This is a genomic window from Cyanobium sp. BA5m-10 (assembly GCF_024346255.1).
Lineage (GTDB): Bacteria > Cyanobacteriota > Cyanobacteriia > PCC-6307 > Cyanobiaceae > Cyanobium_A > Cyanobium_A usitatum.
This window is the reverse complement of the sequence record NZ_JAGQCP010000025.1, coordinates 23773-39443: the sequence shown is the minus strand read 5'-3', so window position 1 is coordinate 39443 and position 15671 is coordinate 23773. Positions and strand designations below refer to the sequence as shown.

19 protein-coding genes are annotated in these 15671 nt (G+C 61.3%); 4 read left to right on the top strand and 15 right to left on the bottom strand.

From position 1 onward, the window contains the following. Positions 1 to 179: 179 nt before the first annotated feature. Positions 180 to 1133 carry a YihY/virulence factor BrkB family protein gene (locus tag KBY85_RS09990; RefSeq protein ID WP_254961350.1) on the top strand — a complete coding sequence of 318 codons (954 nt, stop codon included), beginning with the start codon at positions 180 to 182 and terminating at the stop codon, positions 1131 to 1133. After that, positions 1133 to 1480, top strand: coding sequence for a hypothetical protein (locus KBY85_RS09985; RefSeq protein ID WP_254931523.1), 348 nt, complete (start codon positions 1133 to 1135; stop codon positions 1478 to 1480). The genes KBY85_RS09990 and KBY85_RS09985 overlap by 1 nt, the downstream gene beginning before the upstream one ends. 22 nt (positions 1481 to 1502) lie before the next feature. Here the strand turns inward: KBY85_RS09985 and KBY85_RS09980 are convergent, their stop codons facing one another. The 7 genes from KBY85_RS09980 to KBY85_RS09950 are packed head-to-tail and all read right to left on the bottom strand — an operon-like array spanning position 1503 to position 6979. Continuing rightward, positions 1503 to 1937 carry a DUF2834 domain-containing protein gene (locus KBY85_RS09980; RefSeq protein WP_254931522.1) on the bottom strand — a complete coding sequence of 145 codons (435 nt, stop codon included), beginning with the start codon at positions 1935 to 1937 and terminating at the stop codon, positions 1503 to 1505. 14 nt (positions 1938 to 1951) lie between these two features. Next, positions 1952 to 2227 carry an exodeoxyribonuclease VII small subunit gene (locus KBY85_RS09975; RefSeq protein ID WP_254931521.1) on the bottom strand — a complete coding sequence of 92 codons (276 nt, stop codon included), beginning with the start codon at positions 2225 to 2227 and terminating at the stop codon, positions 1952 to 1954. 3 nt (positions 2228 to 2230) lie between these two features. Then, complete coding sequence (xseA, locus tag KBY85_RS09970; RefSeq protein WP_254931527.1) at positions 2231 to 3406, bottom strand: exodeoxyribonuclease VII large subunit; 1176 nt, start codon at positions 3404 to 3406, stop codon at positions 2231 to 2233. After that, entirely contained in the window at positions 3403 to 3579 is a 177-nt protein-coding gene (locus KBY85_RS09965) for a hypothetical protein (protein ID WP_254931520.1), read from the bottom strand. The genes xseA and KBY85_RS09965 overlap by 4 nt, the downstream gene beginning before the upstream one ends. Positions 3580 to 3639: 60 nt before the next feature. Further along, the gene (gene hrpB / locus KBY85_RS09960; RefSeq protein WP_315859979.1) at positions 3640 to 6207 is read right to left on the bottom strand and encodes an ATP-dependent helicase HrpB; all 2568 of its coding nucleotides are present in this window, start codon (positions 6205 to 6207) and stop codon (positions 3640 to 3642) included. 39 nt (positions 6208 to 6246) lie between these two features. After that, a complete protein-coding gene (locus tag KBY85_RS09955) occupies positions 6247 to 6630 on the bottom strand; it encodes a hypothetical protein (protein WP_106632550.1) in 384 nt (127 codons plus the stop codon). A 43-nt stretch (positions 6631 to 6673) separates the two neighbouring features. After that, positions 6674 to 6979, bottom strand: a complete 306-nt coding sequence (locus KBY85_RS09950; protein WP_254931519.1) for a DUF2973 domain-containing protein — start codon at positions 6977 to 6979, stop codon at positions 6674 to 6676. 309 nt (positions 6980 to 7288) lie between these two features. On the opposite strand from KBY85_RS09950, the gene KBY85_RS09945 reads away from it, so the two are divergent. After that, the gene (locus KBY85_RS09945; RefSeq protein WP_254961349.1) at positions 7289 to 8425 is read left to right on the top strand and encodes a trypsin-like peptidase domain-containing protein; all 1137 of its coding nucleotides are present in this window, start codon (positions 7289 to 7291) and stop codon (positions 8423 to 8425) included. On the opposite strand, the gene KBY85_RS09940 is transcribed toward KBY85_RS09945, so the two are convergent. The 5 genes from KBY85_RS09940 to KBY85_RS09920 all read right to left on the bottom strand — a co-directional run bounded on the left by KBY85_RS09940 (position 8422) and on the right by KBY85_RS09920 (position 11684). Continuing rightward, positions 8422 to 8649, bottom strand: a complete 228-nt coding sequence (locus KBY85_RS09940) for a hypothetical protein (protein ID WP_106632552.1) — start codon at positions 8647 to 8649, stop codon at positions 8422 to 8424. The two genes, KBY85_RS09945 and KBY85_RS09940, sit on opposite strands and share 4 nt — an antisense overlap. 134 nt (positions 8650 to 8783) lie before the next feature. Beyond that, a complete protein-coding gene (locus KBY85_RS09935) occupies positions 8784 to 8963 on the bottom strand; it encodes a hypothetical protein (protein WP_254931518.1) in 180 nt (59 codons plus the stop codon). A 132-nt stretch (positions 8964 to 9095) separates the two neighbouring features. Further along, positions 9096 to 10817 carry an ATP-binding cassette domain-containing protein gene (locus tag KBY85_RS09930; protein WP_254931517.1) on the bottom strand — a complete coding sequence of 574 codons (1722 nt, stop codon included), beginning with the start codon at positions 10815 to 10817 and terminating at the stop codon, positions 9096 to 9098. A 234-nt stretch (positions 10818 to 11051) separates the two neighbouring features. Next, positions 11052 to 11348 (bottom strand): hypothetical protein, encoded by a 297-nt coding sequence (locus KBY85_RS09925; protein WP_254961348.1) that lies wholly within the window; start codon positions 11346 to 11348, stop codon positions 11052 to 11054. A 39-nt stretch (positions 11349 to 11387) separates the two neighbouring features. Then, on the bottom strand, positions 11388 to 11684 hold the full coding sequence (locus tag KBY85_RS09920) for a hypothetical protein (protein WP_254942164.1): 297 nt from the start codon (positions 11682 to 11684) through the stop codon (positions 11388 to 11390). A gap of 143 nt (positions 11685 to 11827) precedes the next feature. On the opposite strand from KBY85_RS09920, the gene KBY85_RS09915 reads away from it, so the two are divergent. Next, positions 11828 to 12139 carry a ribbon-helix-helix domain-containing protein gene (locus tag KBY85_RS09915; RefSeq protein ID WP_254961347.1) on the top strand — a complete coding sequence of 104 codons (312 nt, stop codon included), beginning with the start codon at positions 11828 to 11830 and terminating at the stop codon, positions 12137 to 12139. On the opposite strand, the gene KBY85_RS09910 is transcribed toward KBY85_RS09915, so the two are convergent. Genes KBY85_RS09910 through hflX form a run of 3 tightly spaced genes read right to left on the bottom strand, consistent with a single transcriptional unit; the run spans position 12073 to position 15608 of the window. Beyond that, positions 12073 to 13257: an anhydro-N-acetylmuramic acid kinase gene (locus KBY85_RS09910; RefSeq protein WP_254961346.1), complete on the bottom strand. Its 1185-nt coding sequence runs from the start codon at positions 13255 to 13257 to the stop codon at positions 12073 to 12075. The two genes, KBY85_RS09915 and KBY85_RS09910, sit on opposite strands and share 67 nt — an antisense overlap. A gap of 10 nt (positions 13258 to 13267) precedes the next feature. After that, positions 13268 to 13903: a peroxiredoxin gene (locus KBY85_RS09905; RefSeq protein ID WP_254942166.1), complete on the bottom strand. Its 636-nt coding sequence runs from the start codon at positions 13901 to 13903 to the stop codon at positions 13268 to 13270. Positions 13904 to 13949: 46 nt separating this feature from the next. Beyond that, positions 13950 to 15608 (bottom strand): GTPase HflX, encoded by a 1659-nt coding sequence (hflX, locus tag KBY85_RS09900; RefSeq protein WP_254961345.1) that lies wholly within the window; start codon positions 15606 to 15608, stop codon positions 13950 to 13952. Between the last annotated feature and the right edge of the window lie 63 nt (positions 15609 to 15671).

The window sequence follows — 15671 nt, the reverse complement described above, 5'->3', positions numbered from 1 at the left end:
CGATGCCAGGTAAAATATTCATCCAAATAAATTGCCCCATCTTCTTGAAAGAGGATGGGGCGGTTTACTCAAAAGCCACCCGTAGGGGTGGCTTTTTTGTTGGTTAAGCTTCTTGGTGGGGCTTGGTAACTACAGCGTCTGCGTCTAGTGTCCATCTAGTTCCAGATGGTGGCTAGATAGTGCGTTCACGAGCTCTCTGGGACCTGCGTAGATGGGATGGTGCTCAGAGGCAAGGTTTACTGCCCTTTTGGCTGGCTTATAAGTTGTGGCTGAAGCTCGACTGTGTTGACCTCAGTGCTGCTTTCGCATATCACAGTCTTCAGTCTTTGTTCCCCGTACTTCTGATAGCACTTTCCATTGCGGCAAGGTTGCTAGGCGGGGATGAGGGTTTGGTTGAAAGATTGTTGGTAGTCGTTTCGGAAATCTTGCCCAGCTCGGCGATGCCGATTTTCTCTTCCACATTGTCAGCTTTTTTAAGGCAAGGATTTGGGGCTGGAATCCTTGGTGCCGTTGTATTGATTTTAACGGCAAGCAACGCCTATCTCACTTTGCAGCGTGGTGCTGATCGTCTTTGGTGGAATCGCCCGGCTGGGCTTGAAGATTTGCCATGGAAGCGTTTGGTAGTCCGTTATCTGCGTTTGCGTATCAAGGCTTTCGGTCTTGTTTCATTATTCGCTCTTTTTATTGTGGTGGATCAGGCTTTCACCAGCATGCGACTGCTGGGTTCGGCAAGCTTGTGGGCCCGTGCCTTGGAGATTTTGCCCATTGCTCGCGATTTGCAGCGTCCCGTGTCATCAATTCTCGATTTGTTTATTTCGTTGCTGATTGCTATTGCTTTAGCCATGTTGTTGTTGTGGGTATTACCATCGCGTCGTGTCGCTTGGCAGCCTCTGTTCCCTGGGGCGCTTTTAATAGGTTCAACCCTTACCATCCTTAATTTGGTGCTTGGGCGCATTCTGTTGGCAGTAGGGGTGCGCTTCCAGGCCTATGGATTGGTGGGCGGTGTTTTGTTGTTGAGTCTTTGGGTTTGGTTGGTTGGTGTCATCCTTTACTACGGTCAGTGTTTGTGTGTAGTCATGGAACGGCGCCAGCGCGTCAGGATGGATGCATCTGCCCCAATTGAGATCAGCTGATGGAGCGATCACGTACCTGGCTCTGGTTGCTGTTAGCGCTCTTGCTGCTCCTTGCTCCCGGTCCGGCAGGGCGCTTCGTGCTCGATCTTCTCGGAGGCATAACCTTGCTCCTGGTGCTGTTGCCCCTATTGCTGGGAGCGGCTGGCTTTGTGGCTTGGCAGGTGATTCAAAGAAGATTGCGTACCTGTGATACTTGTGGTTTCACCTCCATGGAGAAGGAAATTTGCCCAGCTTGTGGAGGTGCTTTTGCCGCGCCTACGGAGGGTGCAGAGCCCAATGAACAGTTTGATGTTAGTCATGTCACCATTGATGTACAGGTCGTCAGTGAAGACGACCCGTCTTCTTGAGCTTTTCGCTAATTACTTACTGCTAATTACTTGCCGCTATTTCCTGGCCGGTAGTCTTAGGCTCTTGGTCGCGCGCTATTTCCTCCAGGCGGCGCTCTCGTAAATACAAGAACAGTGGGGCTCCACATGCGAAGGCAAATGTTACGCAGCTGAGCAGTACCCAAGGCAGCCCTCGCATCTGCAGCCGCTTGCTCTCCTGCACAATCCAAATCACCACTGCCGTTGCTCCTATTGCTAGGTCTCTTGATAGGGAACTGGCGGCTGGATTTGCATTTGCAAGACGGACAAACATGCCCAAGTCGAAGCTTGATCCGTATTCCCTGATGAAGTCAACGTTTGCCAGCCAGGGCAGTACTGCACCGCTGATCGCCAAGGCCAGATACAGCCATTTCAAGGTTGAATTGCCCTGAATGGCGGTGGTGGTGTTGCTAGAGCTGTTTTCGGAATTGGCTGCCATGATTTGAGGTGGTTCTAGGTGAGCTCTTTAAAGGGGACTACAGCGTTATCTCCTTCCTGCCACAACATCACTTCCTGTTCCACATGGGCGAGTACCGCTTCACAGCGATTCAGGTAGGCGCGGGCTTGCCGGTATAGGCCTGTCATTGCTTCAACATCCAGGTCCGTGGCTTGCAGGGCTGATAAGGCCAGTTGTAGGGCGGTGTGGGCTTCGTTGTATGAGAGATCGGCGCCAACGTTTTCGATGCTTTCATTTTCTTGTGTTTTGCTTGTGGCTTTTGCTTTAGGCATCGTTCAGGGCTTCGCCTCCGGAGCTTGATGCAGAATCTCGCGCACCACGGCGCTTGCCTGCCCATCTGTGAGTTGGGCGATGACTTCGCCGCCTTTTTTAAGTTGCTGCACGGAGCGCACCACAACCCCTTTGCCATCGCTCAGCAAGCAGAATCCTCTCTTGAGCTGGTGTGCAGGCGAAAGTGCTTGCAGCAGCTGCTGGGCATGTCCCAGGGCCTGGCGACGACTGGTCAAAAGGGCGAGGGGATTTACCCCCGCTAGTCGTTCTCGATCCCGACTGAGTCGCTGACGTTCTCCCTGCAGCCTCAGTTGGATGAGTTGCTGCAGATGTCTCCCCTGCTGCTGCAATGTCTGCACCGCTACGCGGTGATCTGGCAATAGGGCCACCAAGGCAGCGGTGGGGGTGGCGGCCCTGTAGTCCGCCACCAGGTCTGCAACGGTGGTGTCATCTTCGTGGCCAATGCCGCTGACCACGGGCACTGGGCAGGCGGCTAAGCACCGCGCCACCACTTCGTTATCAAACACGGCTAGGTCTTCGCGGCTGCCGCCACCTCGGCCGATCACGATCGCATCGATGCCCAACCGCTCCACTTGAGAGTTCAGTTTTTCCAGGGTTCGGCAGATGGCTTCGTGTACGGGGCCTTGTACTGGTATTGGCACCACGACCACAGCTGTCGCCGGCCAGCGTTCGGCGCTGGTGCGCAGCATGTCGGCCAACGCGGAGCTCGGACAGCTCGTGAGTAGGGCAATGCGCCTTGGGAAAGCGGGTAGGGGGCGCTTGCGAGCTTGATTCAGCAGCCCGTCGAGGGCTAGCCGCTCCCGCACTTGTTCGAACTGACGCAGGACCGAACTCAGGCTTGGCCTGATGTCCAGAGCCTGAACGCAGAGGCTTGCCCGGTTGCTCCAAAAGTTGAGCTTGCCCACCACTACGACCCCATCTCCGTCTTCGGGAACGAAGCTGAGCTTCGCCAGCTGGGAAGCCCAAACCACCGCCGAAATTGATGCCTGCTCGTCGACCAGGGTCATCCAGAGATGTCCCTTTTTGAGCTGGGGCCTGCTCACGGTTGCGTCAAGCAGAAACCGAGGTGCAAAACCGCGCTCTAGCAGCGATGCGACCGCGCCATTCAGTTCTGTCACGCCGTAGCGCGGTATGCCTGAAAATTCACCGGCTGCAGTCACGGCTGGATCTGCCGGTAGCAGATCCACCAGTAGAGGCTCACCAGGCCTGCTATCAGCGCTACCGATCGCCCAATCGGATGGTCAACGCGGATCAGCCCTGCGACGCAGATCACTAGGGCGCTGCTAAGCAGGCGCGAGCCATCACGACGGTTGTTGACGTAAAAGCGAGCCAAGGCAGCCTTGCCGGAAAGTTCCAGTTTGGGGCAGGCAGGTGCCTTATTGCCCCATGCCCCTCAGGCTCGATGACTCCCCTGTTGCAGCCTTGCTTTGGTAAGGGCCGTCGCCTGGGCTTGGCACGGGTCTTCTGGCCAGGGGTGACGGGGGTAGCGCCCGCGCAGCTCCCTGCGCACCTCCGGATAGCTGCGCTCCCAGAAGCCCGCCAGATCCTGGGTGATCGCCGCCGGCCGGCCGGCCGGTGTGAGCAGGTGCACGGTCACTGCTAGCTGACCTGAGAGCACCATTGGGTTTGTGCGAGCGCCGAAGAGCTCCTGCAGCTTTACCGCCAGCACGGGCTGGCCGCTGCTGTAATCGAGCTTGACTTGGCGGCCAGAGGGCACGGTCAGGGCCACAGGCAGCAGCTGATCTAGTTGGGGACGCAGGCTCCAGGGGGCGTCACCCCAGAGGGCTTCGCCTAGGGGTATTCCCTGCAGGTCGTCGCGGCTGCGGAGGCCGTTGAGGTGGGGGCCGAGCCATTCGTCTAGCTGTTCCAGTAGCTGCTGGGGGCTGCAGTCGGGCCATGGGGCTCCTAGGTGCTGGTGGGCCAGGCTGAGGCGTTGCTGGAGTTGGCGGCTAACGGGATCCCATGGCAGAGCCTCCAGTCCCAGCTGCCGCAGGCCCTCAAGTAGGGCGCTGCGAATCAAGGCCGGTTCTGCTTCGCTCCAGCTGCGGCGCTCAAGCACCAGCGCCCCTAGTCGCAGGGAGCGTTCGCAGCGCACCCGTTGACCTTCTCCATCCCAACGCGCCTCCACCGCGATATTTCCTTGTCCGCCGGGCTGCTCCGCCAGTTGCCGCAGTTGCCCGATATCAATGGGGATCGCTAGCTGGATGCGAGCGTCCTGGCCCTGGCCGTCAAGCTGGGCAACGGCCAGAGCAGAGCAGGCCGCTAGGGGATCGTCTGCATGGAGCACGGCGCCGCGGCCGCCACTGAGCAGGTAGCGGCCAGGCTTTCCTGCTCTGGCTAGGGCTAGCCGCTCGGGATAGGCGGCGGCAACTAGCGAGGCCGCCGCTTCCGACAGGGTTACGGATCGGCCAACCGGCATTGCAGCTGGAGGACTGGAACTAATACCACCTAGCTGCCTGACCTGGCGCTGCAGCTGGCTTTGCAGCTGACGCAGCCGGCGCTGGGAGCTATCTCCAGGGCGGTTTTCACCTAGCCAATCAAGCCGCCGCAGCAGGTCACTGCCGGCCTCCTGACGGTTGAGGGGATCGCGCTCGCTCAGCAGCACCGCCAGGCCGCAGGCCAGCTCCAATTGGCCTAGTTGCTCGCCCAGCAGTAGCAGCTGGGCGAGGCGCGGATGCACCCCCAGCTGGGCCAGGCGCTGCCCGTGGCTGTTAAGCCGCCCGGTGGCTGCCAGAGCACCAAGCTGGTCGAGCTGCAGACGGGCCTCCTTTAGGGGTGCAGGCGCTGGTGGGTCTATCCAATGCAGGTCCCTGCCAAGGGGATCGCCCCACTGGGCCAGTTGCAGGGCCAGGGGCAATGGATCTACCTCGAGCAACTCCGGTGGATCGAAAGCGGGACGACGCTGCTGTTCAGCGGGCGACCAGAGGCGCAGGCAGCGACCTGGACCCAGGCGCCCGGCCCGGCCGGCCCGTTGATCAGCGCTGGCTTGGCTTGCGGGTACGGTGACGAGGCCATCAAGTCCACTTCCGGGATCGAAGCGGTTGCGGCGGCTCAGACCACTGTCGAGCACCAGCGTTACCCCGGCCAAGGTGAGGGAACTCTCAGCGATGGAAGTGGCGAGCACCACCTTGCCCGCGGCGTTGCTGGCCGGGCCGATAGCGCGGCCCTGGGCCTCCAACGGCAGGTTGCCGTGCAGGGGAACGCACTCCACGCCTTGATGGCTGGGCTTTCCCCAGTCGGTGGCGGCGATCGCCCTGCTGCAGTCCTGGATCTCCCTCTGCCCGGGGAGGAAAACCAGCACGGTTTCGCCGTCGCCGCGCGGCTCTAGCCAGTGCTGCTCAAGGGCGCGCACCACCTGTTGCGCCAGCCTTTCGCCTGGTCGCGGTGGCTGGTGGCTGATTGCCACCGGATAGCAACGCCCTTCGCTGGTCAGCACGGTGGCCCCAGGCAGCTGCTCCGCCAGCGGGGCCAGGTTGAGGGTGGCAGACATCAGCACCAGCTGCAGCTCTGGCCTCAGCAGCTCCCTGGCCTGACGCACCAGGGCAAGGGATAGGTCGGTGTCGGCGCCGCGCTCGTGGAATTCGTCAAAAATCAGGCAGTCCACCCGATCAAGGCCAGGATTTGCCTGCAAGCGCCGCAGAAACAGGCCGTCTGTAAGCACCTCCAGTCGGGTGGCGGCTGAGATGCAGGATTCGAGCCGCACGCTGTAGCCAACTTGCTGGCCGAGGGGCTCACCGAGCTCGGCCGCCAGCCTTTGGGCTGCCGCTTTGGCTGCCAGGCGACGGGGTTCCAGCATCCAGATGCGGCCAGATGCGGCACCCGGCTTGCCCGACTCCAGGTTGAGTCCTGCTAGCAGAGCCAGGGGCACACGAGTCGTTTTACCTGCTCCAGGGGGTGCCTGGAGCAGCACGGTGGCACCGGGCCTGCAGGCTTCGAGCAGCGGCGCCAGCAGGCCGTCAATCGGTAGCGGGGGCGTTGGCAGGGGGCTGTCCTTGTGGAATCAGCGCACGTGGCGAATGCCATCTACCGGGTGGTAGGCCTCGCCTGTGAGCTCCTCGTAGACGATCGCCGGTAGGCCGGTTTCAAACATGGTTTGCAAGGCCTCCTTGAGGTAAGGATTCCAGCCCCCGGTGCTCACCTTGCCGTGGCGAACAGTCCAGTCCCAGGTGCCTTGCAGGTCCCTGGGGATGCGCCCCTCTCGGTCGCGACGAGCCACGAGATCCTGAGATTCAACCAGGCCTACCAAAATTGGATCCCTGCCGTAGGCAGGCGTGATGCTCAACTCCAACCGAATCGGATCTTCCTTGATCAGCTTGAGGCGAAAACGAGGTGGCAGTTTGAGACTGGTCAGCACTGCAGCCACTATTCGGGTCCGTTGATCCACCTTCTGTCTCCGCTGAAAAACGCTTGCTCAACGGAGAGCCTATTCAGCTGAGGTCACCTGGGTAAGCAGCTTGCTCGTTGTCGCCGCTGAAGCGGACGGTTAAGAGGTCTTCTTGGGTGATCTGACCATCTGAATCAAGCAGCTCCGGATGGATGGTGAGTCTGCCGGTGCGGTCGTGATTGGACCTGATTTCGGGTGCTTGTGCTGCTGGCGTACCCATGGCATCTCGATCACCGGGACGGGGAATGGCGTGGAATCCTTGGCCCATCACCCTGAAGGCTTGCCATAGCAGAGCCACAAAACAGGCCCCGTAGAGCAGGGGTAAAAGCTGGGAGAGCACAGTGTTCATGGCCTTAAAGCTGGCCTCAGATAGATGGTTGCGTGTCGCAATTCCATCATTGCCTGGAGCGAGCCGTTTGGGGATCAACGACTGCAACCTCTCCAATATTGGCAACCATCCAGGCCCACAGGGTGCTGCAAGCGGCACCGAAGGCGAGAAAAGCAATTAGCAGTCGCCCGGTGTCCATGGATTGAAAGATTTGTTTACCAATATTAGGGCCGATCCTGATCGCCCGTTGCGGCTTTCCTGGGAGGGAAATCCCGCTCTAGGCAGTCGCTGGCTGGTTGCTTACGTTTTGACTAGTTGAGTCCTGTATTGATGGCTGATTCGCGGGCCTTGCCCTGGCTGGGTTCAGGGCTGGTGCTGATGGCTCTAATGGCACCCCCGGCTCCCTGGCCAGGCGCTGCCGCCCTCGCCCAGAGTGCAACTTCAGTCAGCCTGAACCGCCAGTCATTTGTGGCGGCTGCTGTTCGCCGTGCTGGACCCGCGGTGGTGACCATTGACACGGAACGGACCGTGGCTGCCTCAGGTAGTGCTTCGGGAGGCTTGCCAAGAGGGCTGCTCAACGACCCCCTGTTTCGCCAATTTTTTGGCATGCCCCAGCAGCAGCAGCAGCCCTCTCAGCGCACGGAGCGGGGGCAGGGAAGCGGCTTTATTTTTCAGGCTGAGGGCTTGATTCTGACCAATGCCCACGTGGTGGAGAAATCAGACCGGGTGACCGTGGGGCTGCAGGGCGGTCGCCGGGTTGAAGGCACGGTTGTCGGCCTCGATCGCCTCACGGATCTGGCGGTTGTGAGGTTGGCGGGCAGCGGCCCCTGGCCAGTAGCGCCCTTGGGCAACTCCGACAGCCTGCAAGTTGGCGAGTGGGCAATTGCCGTAGGCAACCCTTACGGGTTGGACAACACCGTGACAATGGGGATCATCAGCAACCTCAACCGCAATGCCAGCAAGCTGGGCATCACAGACAAGCGCTTGGATCTGATTCAGACCGATGCAGCAATTAACCCGGGCAATTCAGGCGGTCCGCTGCTAAACGCTGATGGCGAGGTGATCGGCATTAACACCTTGGTGCGTACCGGGCCTGGTGCGGGCTTGGGATTTGCTATTCCGATTAACCGGGCCCGGGATATTGCCCGCCAATTGCTTACCTCTGGCCGTGTCAGCCACCCAGTAATCGGCGTAAGTCTCGACGGGGTTCGTGCCGGTGATGGCACTGGGCTGAATCAAGGGGTGCGGGTGATGGCGGTGCAAGCTTCCGGGCCAGCGGCGCGGGCAGGCCTGCAAAAGGGCGATGTAATAGTTGCCGTGGGTGATCAGCCCATCGCTAGCCCCTCCCAGCTGGTAACAGCGGTGGAGAGGGCGGGGGTGGGGGGAAGCTTGGAGCTTCGGCTGAATAGGGCCGGAACATTGATGCGGTTGACGGTTATTCCAGCCCAATTAACCCCAGCCCCCTAGGCCTCTTGCCCCCACGGACTACCCAGGCTTGGCGAAACTTGGGTAGGTGCACCGAGTTGCTGACGCATCACCCACTGGGTTGCCGCCTTTTGGCTATGCCAGGCCTGGAGTAGCTGCTTGGCAATGCCTTGCAGGGTCTGGGGATCGGCGGTGGCTTCAATAGCTCGGTTCATGCGCTCCAGCTCAAACTGCTGGCCGAGGCTGAGGGCGAGTGGTTCAGACATGGCACGCACCACAGGTAACTATTTGACCCCATAACGCTACAAACTGTTTCATTCGCTCGCGTAGCGGTTGCGACAGGGCGCTTTCCCTGTGCTGATTTGCTGTTGCGCGGTGATGGGCTGGCCGACGTCTGAGCTCAGGGCTGTTCGCGTAGCTCTTCAACGCAGCGCGTCACGCAGGCGCCGTCATCCAGGGAGCAGGTGGTGATGCATTCGAAATACACCTCCAAAGCGTCGCCTTGGCGGCCATTGTCTTGATGGCCGGCGACGTGATAGCTGGTGCCCTGGGCGTTGGGGCCCATGTGTGAATTACCCATGATCTCCTGCGGTGGCGACTCCTTGTCAGCTTATGCACACCAAGCCAAGGGGGCTAGTGAAATGAGTCTTCCTGCCTAAGCGGCGGTGAAGTTCTGTGTACCCGCTGAGGCAGGGACTGCGGGCTGGGCTGCTCAGCTGGATTTTGACTGGGATTTTCGAGACGCCTGTTTGGCCTTGTTGGCGGCCTGTTTTGCCGTTTTGCGTTCTGCTTCTTCGGCCTGCCGGGCCAGGCCAGCTTCCTCTTCTTTCTTGGTGAGGTAATAGGAATAATCGCCGCGGTAGAGCACCAGTTGGCCATCCCGGATCTCCACGATCCGGTTGGCCACCCTGGAGATGAAATAGCGGTCGTGGCTCACCAGCAAGGCCGCACCCTCATATTCGATCAGCGCGTCTTCCAGCATCTGCTTGGCTGGAATATCAAGGTGATTGGTGGGCTCATCCAGAACTAGGAGGTTGCAGGGGCTGAGCAGCATTAACGCCAGCGCCAGCCTGGCTTTCTCTCCTCCAGAGAGTTTGCCGGCCTCCTTGAATACGCTTTCGTTGCTGAAGCAGAAGCTGCCTAGCAGTGAGCGCACTTGGGTCTGAGTCCAGTCTGGCACTACCTCGAAGATCGTGTTGATCACGGTTTTGGAGAGGTCTAGGGCTTCGGCCTGGTTCTGCTCGAAGTAGTTCGCTATCACGTTGTGCTCCCCGAGGCTGGCGCAGCCGTCCTCGGGCTGTTCGCTGCCCATGATTAGGCGCAGTAGGGTTGATTTGCCGGCGCCGTTGGGCCCGACAAAGGCGATGCGGTCACCCCGTTCCACCTCCAGCTCAGCCCCTAAAAACAGAATCTGGTCGCCGTAGCTGTGGGTCAGGTTTTTGATGTCTGCCACCACGCGCCCAGAGCGTGGTGCTTCGGGAAAGCGGAATTGCGGCCCGCCGACACCTTCGAGCGGAGCTTCGACCCGCTCAACCTTCTCCAGCAGTTTCTCCCGGCTTTTGGCCTGGGTGGAGCGGGTGGCACTGGCCCGAAAGCGGTCGATGTAGGCCTGCTGGGCTCCCAGCTCCTTTTGTTGGCGATCAAATGCGGCCTGGGTTGCTTCGCGCTCCAGGACTTTCTGCTCTAGATGCTGGCTGTAATTGCCCAGGTAGGTGCGCGATACCCCCCGTTCGGTCTCCACTATCTGGTTGCAGACCCGATCCAGAAAGGTGCGGTCGTGGCTGATCACAACTAGGGCCGCGGTCTGTTCGACCAGATAGCCCTCGAGCCACTGGATTGTTTCAACGTCCAGATGGTTGGTGGGCTCGTCGAGCAGAAGCAGATCCGGTTCCTGGAGGAGGATTTTGCCGAGGGCGATGCGCATCTGCCAGCCGCCGGAATAATCCCCCACCAGCTGTTCGGCCCCCTCGGGGCTGAAGCCAATGGTGGGCAGCAGTTTGTCGATGCGGGCGTCGAGCTCGTAGCCGTGCAACGCCTCGAAACGGCTGTGCAGCCGGCCTAGCTCGTGGATTAGCTCGTCGAGATGGTCTGGGTCGCTGGCGGCCTTCTCGCTGGCCATCTCGTGCTCCAGCTGGTGCTGGCGGATCAGCACTTCAGCTGCTTCGCCGAATGCCTGGAACAGCTCCTCTCGCACCGTGCGGGCTGGATCGACGTCGAATTCCTGTTGCAGGTAGGCAATGCTGGGTTCGCCTTGCTTCACCACCAGGCCACTGCTGGGCTCTTCCAGCCCCGCAATGATCTTCATCTGGGTGGACTTACCAGCTCCGTTGACGCCCACCAAGCCAATGCGGTCTCCAGGCCTCACCTCCCAGGTGACATCCCGCAGCACCTCGCCAGTGGGATAAATCTTGCCGAGGCGTTCGAGGCGGAGCACGGATAAGGGTCTAGGGACCAAATCCATCATCCCTGGCGACCCGTCTGTCGGGGGGGCGGCTAGGCAATCATCTGGTGCAGACTCGTCTCACCTGCCCGTGTGATTGCCATGATTAAGCGCCTTGAGCAGGTGGCAGCTCTGGTTGTCGCAGCTGGTCTGGCGCTTGTGAGTTACTGGCTCTTTTTCAGCTGGGCAGGTGGGGAGCGTGATCAGCGACAACAGCGCCGCACCAACTCAGAGCCCTCCGCGAGCCTTCACCAGCCACTGCTTGCTGACGCTGTCATCCAGGGTGGAGATGTAGGTGCGGATCTCTTGGGAGGTGACCGGCAAGCCGAACTGCTGGCCCAGCTCAATGATTCGGCTAATGGCCCCGGAAGGATCCTGTAGGGCCTGGCGGAACAGCGCTTGGGTTAGGTCGTGGTCGCCACTGATTTGGGCGTAGAGCTCAGCAGCATTGTTGGCATGCAGAGGTCGTTCAGCGTCGTCTTGTAGGGCTTCGACTCGTAGGACGTCGTCGTTGCTGGCGGTCATTGCTGGCAGCAAATTGGCTGAATTTTAAATCGAATCGGTTCAGGCGGCTAGCTGGTTTTCGCCTTGCTCAGGTGTGCCACAGGCTGAGGCATCTTCCATACTGCGGGCATCTAGGCAAAGCACTTTGCGCAGCTCGGCGTAGTTGGCTGCAAGTGCGCCTCTTCCCTCCTGCTGGGCGCCGTATTCAGCCCGCTGCAGAACGTGATGCAGGTGGGTGAGCAGGTAGGTGCTGATTACTGCGGAGACGAGCACATCGCTGCGTTCGGCTGTCCGGCGCTTGCGGCCCTGGGCAGCCGAGGCAGGGGTTGAGGTGCTTGGGGTGGAGGAACGGGGCACGGTGTGCACCTCCGATGGGATGGTTGCCTTCAGCATAGTCTTGGATACTACCCTTGTGCATCTCTGTACACTGATTGGTATCTGAGGGGTATGGGCTGGGGATTGCAAGCTCCAGCTCTGCCCCACGCTTGCTTCGCAACTCCGTGGCCACCCGGCAGACCTCCTCGAGTGGCAAGTCCAAATCACCGCGCATTCAGGTGGTGTTGCCCGAGGAGCTCTGCCAACAGTTGGCTGAATTCGCGGATGCCGAGTCCCGCACGGTGAGCAACATGGCCAAGGTGCTGATCCAGCAAGGTGTGGAGCGGCTGCAGCAGGCCCAGGCCAGCCAGGCTTCCCCGGTTCAGGCTGGTTTCCAATCTGAGTTTTTTCGTCAGGAATTGGAGGCCAGTCAGGCCCAGAAAACCCAGCGCCTGCGCGGAGCTCCCCGCAGGGTTCGCTTGCACCGACCGGACTGAGGACGGGCGCACAGCCCCAGCACGGCGCCGCCGCTGGCGCCGGTGACTGAGGGCAGATTCCCCTGATGCCCCAGGGCGTGCCACCAGGCCAGCAGGGCGAAGGCCAAGGCCTCTCTCTCTGCCTCGCCGATGCCAAATTCCGCCAGCGGCCGCACGATCAGGCCGCGGCAGCGGCGTTGCAGTTGTTCTACTAGCAGGCTGTTGCGGCAGCCACCGCCAGCTACCAGCAGCTCGATCGCTTGGGGCCCATGGCCCAACTCCTGGGCTACAACCGCGGCACTGAAGCCGGTCAGGGTGGCTAGGGCATCCGCCGCGTCTCTCCCCTTGACTTCGGCCAGCCGTCGCTCCAGGTCTGCCTGGCCGAATAGCTCTCGACCGGTGGACTTTGGCGGTGGGCTCTGGAAATAGGGCTCAGCTAACCAGCGTTGAATCAGGGCTTCATCCATCTGTCCCTGGCGGGCCCAGGCCCCATCAGCGTCATAGCTCTGCTGGCCGCGACTGAAGTGCATGGTTGCCAGGTCCAGCAGGGTATTGGCAGGACCACAGTCCCAGCCCCGCACTGGCAGGCAACTTTCGGGCCCCTGGGCTGGAGGGATCAGGGTGAGGTTGGCGATGCCCCCCAGATTCAGTACCGCCCGCCAGCCGCCGCAACGACCCAGTAGGGCCTGGTCTGCAGGTGGGACAAGTGGCGCTCCCTGACCGCCAAGGGCCAGATCGGCACTGCGGAAATCGAATACCACCGGCGTAGCCAGCAGTTCCGCCAGCAGCGGCCCTTGAAGTAGTTGCCAGCTGGCACCCCGCTGACCATCCTGGGGCGGGCGATGCCAGAGGGTCTGGCCGTGGCAGCCAACTAATTTGGCCCCGCCCTGGGGGTCGCATGCTCTGGCGGCGAGAGCTTGCTGCTCGGTCACGGCTTCCGCCAATTCGAGCAGCGTTGAACTATCGAACGATTGGCCTTGGCCAACGCCAATTAGCTGGCGTTGGAGCTCGGCGGGGTAAGGGTTGAAGTGGTGCTTTTCCAGCTTCCAGCGCGGACGTTGGGGCGGCCCGCTGAAGCTGGCCAGGACGGCATCCACGCCATCGGCGCTTGTGCCGCTCATCAACCCCAACACCCGCATCAGCCCAAGCTCACTTGTTGGGCTGGGGGGTCATGCGCAGGTAGGGCTTGATCTCAGTGACGCCCTTGGCAAATTTGGCGCGGGCATCTTCGGTGGAGATCGATGGCACCACTACGCAATCGTCGCCGTCTTTCCAATTCACCGGGGTGGCCACGGAGTGGTTGTCGGTGAGCTGCAGGGAATCAATCACCCGCAGGATTTCGTGGAAGTTGCGGCCAGTGCTGGCGGGGTAGGTGATTTGCAGGCGCAGTTTCTTGTTGGGATCGATGATGAACACCGAACGCACGGTCAGATTGTTAAGGGAGTTGGGGTGAATCATCCCGTAAAGGTCGCTCACCTTTTTGTCGGCATCCGCCAGGATCGGATAATCAACTGTTGTGTTCTGGGTTTCGTTGATATCGCAGATCCAGCCGTTGTGGCTTTCGGCGGAATCCACGCTTAGGGCGATGGTTTTGACGTTGCGCTTTTCCCATTCAGGGCGCAGCCGGGATACCTCTCCCAATTCTGTGGTGCAAACAGGGGTGTAGTCGGCCGGGTGGGAGAACAACACAACCCAGCTGTCAGCGCCGAAGTCGTAGAGATTAATCTGCCCGAGCTGGGAATCCTGGGTGAAATCGGGAACGGTATCGCCGAGTTGGAGGGCCATAGAGGCTGAAAGGGAGGAAGAAAGCAAGTGCTGATCGTGCCACAAGTCAGCGCGCAGATGTGGTGTTTTCGTCCTCAGGCGCTGACTCGGGCCAGCTGCGCAACTCCTGGCGCAGGTGCTGCAGGCCCAGGCAGGCGGTGGCGGAAATGAATAGGGCCGTTGGGGCTAGCGCCCGGGCTCGCTCCACCTCCCCGGCTGGGCAGCGGTCGATTTGATTAGCGATCAGGCGCCTGGGGGCGGTTGCTCCAAGGGAATCGAGGATGGTGTTGACGGTGCGCCACTGCTCGGGCCAGGCCGGGTCGGCCAGATCAACCACGATCAACAGGCCCTCAGCTTCAAGGGTTTCCTCCAGGGTTGAGCGGAAGGCTTCCAGCAGGGGCGGGGGCAAATCGCGGATGAAGCCCACCGTGTCAGTGAGCAGCACTGGTTCCGGCAATTCAAGTCGTCGGGTGGTGGGATCAAGGGTGGCGAACAGCTTGTTTTCGGCCAGCACGGCGCGGGCTTCGCTGGCCTTGGTTAAGGCGTTGAGCAAGGAGCTTTTGCCGGCGTTGGTGTAACCCACTAGGGCCAGTCGCCGCAGTCCCTGGCGGCTGCGGCGCAACCGGGCCCGGTGCTCGCCCAGCTGGCTCACCTCCCGCTGCAATCGCTCAATCCGGCGGGCGATGGCGCGACGATCTTTTTCCAGTTGGGTTTCGCCCGGTCCCCGGGTGCCGATTCCTCCCCCCTGCCGCGACAGGCTGCGGCCGCGGCCGGTGAGTCGGGGCAGCCTGTAGCGCAGTTGGGCCAGCTCCACCTGGAGGCGCCCGGCGGCGCTGGCGGCCCGTTGGGCAAAGATGTCGAGAATCAGTTCACTGCGGTCGCTCACCGGCAGATCGAGGAGCCGCTCCAGATTGCGGGCTTGCACCGGTGTGAGCTCCCGGTCTGTCACTACCAGGGTGGCGCCGAGCCGCCGGGCCTCCAGGGCCGCTTCACCCACTTTCCCCTCACCCCAGAGGGTCTGGGGGGCAACCTGGCTGCGGCGCTGCTCCACCACTCCCACCGACACGGCACCGGCGCTGCCTACGAGTCCCTCCAGTTCGGCGATAAGGCGCTGGGCCCGGCCGCGCTCGCCGGGGGTGAGGGCTAGCAGCAGCACCCGTTCAGGGCCGTCTTGGCTGGCGCCTTTGGCGCCAGCGCTGGCTGCATTTGGCGGGGTGAGGCTGAGGGGATCCCGGCCGCACAGCTCGGCTAGATCTTCAGTCGCTTCGCCTGCCCAGGGTTCGGCGGCGTCGGGGTGGGCCACCAACAGTTGGGCGGGCCATTGGCCCCCCGCCCCCGCCCTGTCGCCGAAGCGCAGCCAAACGATGGGCGCTATGTCCAGCCCCACGATTCCCTCCTGGCGGCCGGCTTCGAGTTGTTTGGTTCGGCCGCAGCAGGTGATCAGCCGCAGCTCGGAGCCCTGGCGGCGCTCCGAGCCGGGCAGGCGCTCCAGCAGCCGGCCCGATTGCTCCAGCGGCCCCACCCAGAGCAGCCGGCACAGGCCCCGGCTATCCACTACCAAGGTGAGCGGCAGCTCCAGCTCACGGCTTTCGCTGGCAAGCCGCTGCAAGCAGAGCAATTCAGCTATCTGGTCGTCCGGATGGCGGCGGTGACAGAGGCGTTCCAGGCGTCTTTTTTGGGCGGGTCGCAAGCCGGCCGTGCGCCCCGCCAGGCCGCCTTGTTTCACCACAGATAGACAGCGATTACGGATTTGATCATGGGCGGGCCTTGCCCACCGCAAGCCTGGGCT

Excerpts from the sequence above, each read along its gene's own strand:
- KBY85_RS09950 (WP_254931519.1), bottom strand. The coding sequence starts at position 6,979 with ATGAACACTGTGCTCTCCCAGCTTTTACCCCTGCTCTACGGGGCCTGT.
- KBY85_RS09945 (WP_254961349.1), top strand. The coding sequence starts at position 7,289 with ATGGCTGATTCGCGGGCCTTGCCCTGGCTGGGTTCAGGGCTGGTGCTG.
- KBY85_RS09925 (WP_254961348.1), bottom strand. The coding sequence starts at position 11,348 with ATGACCGCCAGCAACGACGACGTCCTACGAGTCGAAGCCCTACAAGAC.
- KBY85_RS09985 (WP_254931523.1), top strand. The coding sequence starts at position 1,133 with ATGGAGCGATCACGTACCTGGCTCTGGTTGCTGTTAGCGCTCTTGCTG.
- KBY85_RS09905 (WP_254942166.1), bottom strand. The coding sequence starts at position 13,903 with ATGGCCCTCCAACTCGGCGATACCGTTCCCGATTTCACCCAGGATTCC.
- KBY85_RS09980 (WP_254931522.1), bottom strand. The coding sequence starts at position 1,937 with ATGGCAGCCAATTCCGAAAACAGCTCTAGCAACACCACCACCGCCATT.
- KBY85_RS09910 (WP_254961346.1), bottom strand. The coding sequence starts at position 13,257 with ATGCGGGTGTTGGGGTTGATGAGCGGCACAAGCGCCGATGGCGTGGAT.
- KBY85_RS09975 (WP_254931521.1), bottom strand. The coding sequence starts at position 2,227 with ATGCCTAAAGCAAAAGCCACAAGCAAAACACAAGAAAATGAAAGCATC.
- KBY85_RS09935 (WP_254931518.1), bottom strand. The coding sequence starts at position 8,963 with ATGGGTAATTCACACATGGGCCCCAACGCCCAGGGCACCAGCTATCAC.
- KBY85_RS09940 (WP_106632552.1), bottom strand. The coding sequence starts at position 8,649 with ATGTCTGAACCACTCGCCCTCAGCCTCGGCCAGCAGTTTGAGCTGGAG.